At 64.5% G+C, this 3,358-nt stretch carries 4 protein-coding genes; 1 reads left to right on the top strand and 3 read right to left on the bottom strand.

The genetic code is table 11. The features are described 5' to 3' along the window. A partial coding sequence (locus R6U20_RS04705; protein WP_410336712.1) for a transposase occupies positions 1-866 on the bottom strand: 866 nt, incomplete at its 3' end. 224 nt (positions 867-1,090) lie between these two features. Between R6U20_RS04705 and R6U20_RS04700 the strand changes: the two genes are divergently transcribed. Continuing rightward, positions 1,091-1,342, top strand: coding sequence for a hypothetical protein (locus R6U20_RS04700; RefSeq protein ID WP_410336711.1), 252 nt, complete (start codon positions 1,091-1,093; stop codon positions 1,340-1,342). Between the two features lie 64 nt (positions 1,343-1,406). On the opposite strand, the gene R6U20_RS04695 is transcribed toward R6U20_RS04700, so the two are convergent. Together R6U20_RS04695 and R6U20_RS04690 are read right to left on the bottom strand one after the other, a co-directional pair. Continuing rightward, the gene (locus R6U20_RS04695) at positions 1,407-2,261 is read right to left on the bottom strand and encodes a sulfite exporter TauE/SafE family protein (protein WP_410336710.1); all 855 of its coding nucleotides are present in this window, start codon (positions 2,259-2,261) and stop codon (positions 1,407-1,409) included. A gap of 47 nt (positions 2,262-2,308) precedes the next feature. Further along, on the bottom strand, positions 2,309-3,358 hold a 1,050-nt coding region (locus R6U20_RS04690; RefSeq protein ID WP_410336709.1), incomplete at its 5' end, for an esterase/lipase family protein.

The raw sequence follows: 3,358 nt of genomic DNA, 5'->3' as shown, positions 1-3,358 counted from the left end.
ATTTTCACGTGGGTGTCGTCGTTGTGCACGAGCGGCGCGTCAGCCGCGAGCGAAGCAAGCACGTGGTAGACGGGCATGACCAGCGGTAGATGCTTGCACACCACGTCCCACTGCGTCGCTGCAGGTACGGGCACGCCCACGAATCGTTGCGCCGCTTCGATGCGGTTGAACGGCAGACCGAGCCAGTAGTGCTCCACGGTGATCGCAGCCGCCGCACTCGCGGTGTACTTCGGTCCACGAGCCCGCTCAGGCAACGGCGCCGTGAACTGCTTGCCACAGGAATTGCATCGCAGACACTGTGCCTCGAAGCGCTCGGCCCCGAGCAGTGGCCGGCCGACGATGATGACCGCGGGGGCCGGATCCTGCGTGTCGTACAGCGAACCGTGGGCGCACCCAGGGCACTGTTGACCAGGCTGCAGCGTCGGGTGGGGCACGGCAATGACGTCGCAGTCGTAGGACGACGCCGGGATGCGGCCGTGGCCCTTGCGTTTGCGTTGTGGTGTCTCCATGTTCTCGGACGGCGTAGACGCTTTGTCGCTGTCAGCCGATTGCGTCGAATCGTCCGATGCTGAATCCCCCGCTGCGCTCTGCGGCGCTGCTTGGTCGCCCGCCTCGCTGCTGCGGTCGTTGCCAACGATATCGGCGGTCTTCTCGCTGCTGCGCTGGCCGAGCATCGAGCGCAGCCGAGCGATCGTTGTCCTGCGCTTGCGCACCTCGCGCGTGACCATCTCGAGCACGTCGGTCGTCAAGCACAGCAGCAGGTAGTCGGCCTCGTCGAGGTCAGACTTGATGCGTTCGAGCAGCGCGCGCACTTGCGCCAGGTCGATTGTGACCAGCTCGTCGGTCGTTTTCTTGCGCTTGCTCATGATGCAACCGCCGTCAGCCGCTTGCGGTAATTGCCAACGAGCGGGTAGCCGAAGATCCGCTTGATCGAACGGTTCGGGCGGTGCGTCATGTCCGCCTTGCCGCGCCCCGTCGTGAGCCCCAGCTCCGTCCAGTTCGCCGCCCGATAACATGTCCCCTGATTATCAGCCGGTCTGAACAAGCGCCTCCTCCACCTCTGCTGCGGTCGAATGTGCAGCTTCAGCTAATGGATCGCTCCGGCGAGCGCTATCGCCCCAAAGAGGTACGCAACCTGCCAATCCGCAATGTTGCGCTGCACAACGGCGAACCGGCGCTCTATCGGCGCACCATCCTGGTCTTTGACCGTGTGGTCGACGACCGCGACATCCTGACCGATGCCAACGGGCTGCAACTACGCATCCTAACGCCGGGGGTCACGCGTCTGGAGTTTGCGTGGTCGTGGCCGAATGAGGGGACCGAGACCACCGCGTCACGATAGGTTGGGCCCCTGTCCATAGCGTCGGGGCAAAGGGATAACGGTGCCTCAGCACGCTGCCCTCCCACTACATCAGCGCTGCATCCGCAATGACGATGGCAGCCACGAGCAGGAAGAGTACGCCCATGCTGCGCTCCAGCGTTTCGTCGGGGATGCGCGTCGCCACCGCGGGGCCGATTTGGCCGCCCACCAGGACGCCGGGCACGGTAAATAGCAGGATGCGCAGGACCTGGTTGAACGCTTCGGCATCGGCGGTGGCCAGTTGCACGGCGTGGGTGACCGAAGCGGCGAGGGCGGTAAGTGCCACCACGAACACGCTTGTGGCAATGGCCACGGTGCTGGGAATACGACAACGCTGCAAGAGGAGGTAGCCATTCAGTTCGCCGAGTCCAGTCGAGAGCATCCCGATAAACGTGCCGCCGATGCCGCCGGTGAGCAGCCCCTCGGCGCGGTTGAAGACCGTGTAGCAGTGCTGCGTGCCGTCGGTCGTCACCAGGCAGCGCTCGGCGCGCTCCTTGGGTTGCTGCGCCCGCGCATCCAACTGCTGCTCCAGGTCGTCGTCGGGCGTGCGCAGAAAGCTTATCGCTACAATGACGAGGCCCATGCCCAAGATCGCCTTCAGGATGTCGGCGGGCACAAAGTGGGCCACCCACACGCCGAAGAGCGCGGCAGGCACAGTAATCATGAGCAGCTCACCGCCCATCCGGTAGTCGATCGCACCACGGTTGTAATAGGCGTAGAGTCCGCTGCCAAACCCGAACACCTCAGTAATCAGCCCGACGCCGATAGCGGTGGTCGGGTCCAGTCCCAGCACGATCATAAAGAAGGGGGAGAAGAAGGTGGCGCCTTCGACACCGGAGCCCATCGCAATGGTGGCGATGAGGAGGGCCACGGGCAGCATAAACCAGAACTCGAACAGCATGGCAGAGCGTGGGGGGAAGCGAGCAGAGCGCGAGGTGAGCGTTTACATCAGGAGGCGGGGCCGCGCGGCGCTTCCAGCAGATAATAGAGCAGGTTGTCGGTGAAGGCAGGATCGCGTGTCATGGCGATGTGCTCGGCAAAGAGAAAGGTGACCTGCGCCCACTGGATAGGAGACACGAGGTGCGGCTTCCAGGTCCCGTTCACGCGCTCGTCCATAAGTGCGCTGGAGCGGAGCACCGTGCCATCGCCGGGCGCTTCGCCGGCCTCGTCCAGTTCGCCGGTGGTGCGGTCGACCGACAGGCGGGATAGCGTGGGTTCGGCATCGCCCGCAATGAGGGCGATTTCGGTGGCGGGCGGTGGTGTTGCTGGGATGTCGAGCGCCTCGGTGAATTGCTGAGCACGCTCCAGGCTCTTGCGCTGATGATCGAGGGCAATGCGGCGCCGCTCGCGGGCATCTTCCACGTCTGGCAAGAGCTGTTGGAGCACCGCGTCTTGCTCGGGATCCGCCAATCCCCACTCCATCCGCTGCCAGAAGTCCGGGGCAAACAGCGAGTCAATCACCACGCTCGGGTCCTCTGCATCCACCAGGACGCCGTGCCGCCCACGCGGCAGCAGTTGATACCCGGCGGGCATGGTGCCCAGGATCGCAGGAGCGTAGTTCGGGGTGATGCGTGAGGTCTGCTTGCCCTCCACCATCTGGCGCAGCGCTTTGGCGGAGCCGGCGTTGGGCGTGCCCACGAGCACCGCGCGGGAGACGTGCTCGGCCCCAGCCCAGGTGATCTCGGGGGCGGAACCGTCTTCGGGCAGGTCCTGGTTGCCGTAGCGCAGGTAGTAGCGCGTGAGCAGCCCGCCCATCGAATGCGCCACAATATCGAACTGGATGTCCGCGTCCTCGATGCCGTAGCGCGTCGCGTACTCCTCTTGCAGATACGCCGTCTTTTCCTGGATGAATTCGTGCAGGCGCTGCGCATTCTCGACGTTATCGCGGCGCCAGTCGTAATCGAACTGGAAGCACGTGAAGTGCTCATCGCCGTAGTCGATCGCACCGAGACTGCCCGAGTCGTCGTTCGGATTGGCCGCATCGCCCCGGAATGCGCC

Source organism: Longimonas sp., from assembly GCF_046498435.1.
Lineage (GTDB): Bacteria > Bacteroidota > Rhodothermia > Rhodothermales > Salinibacteraceae > Longimonas.
Note: the sequence above shows the minus strand (reverse complement) of the source record. Positions and strands in the feature narration are given on the sequence as shown.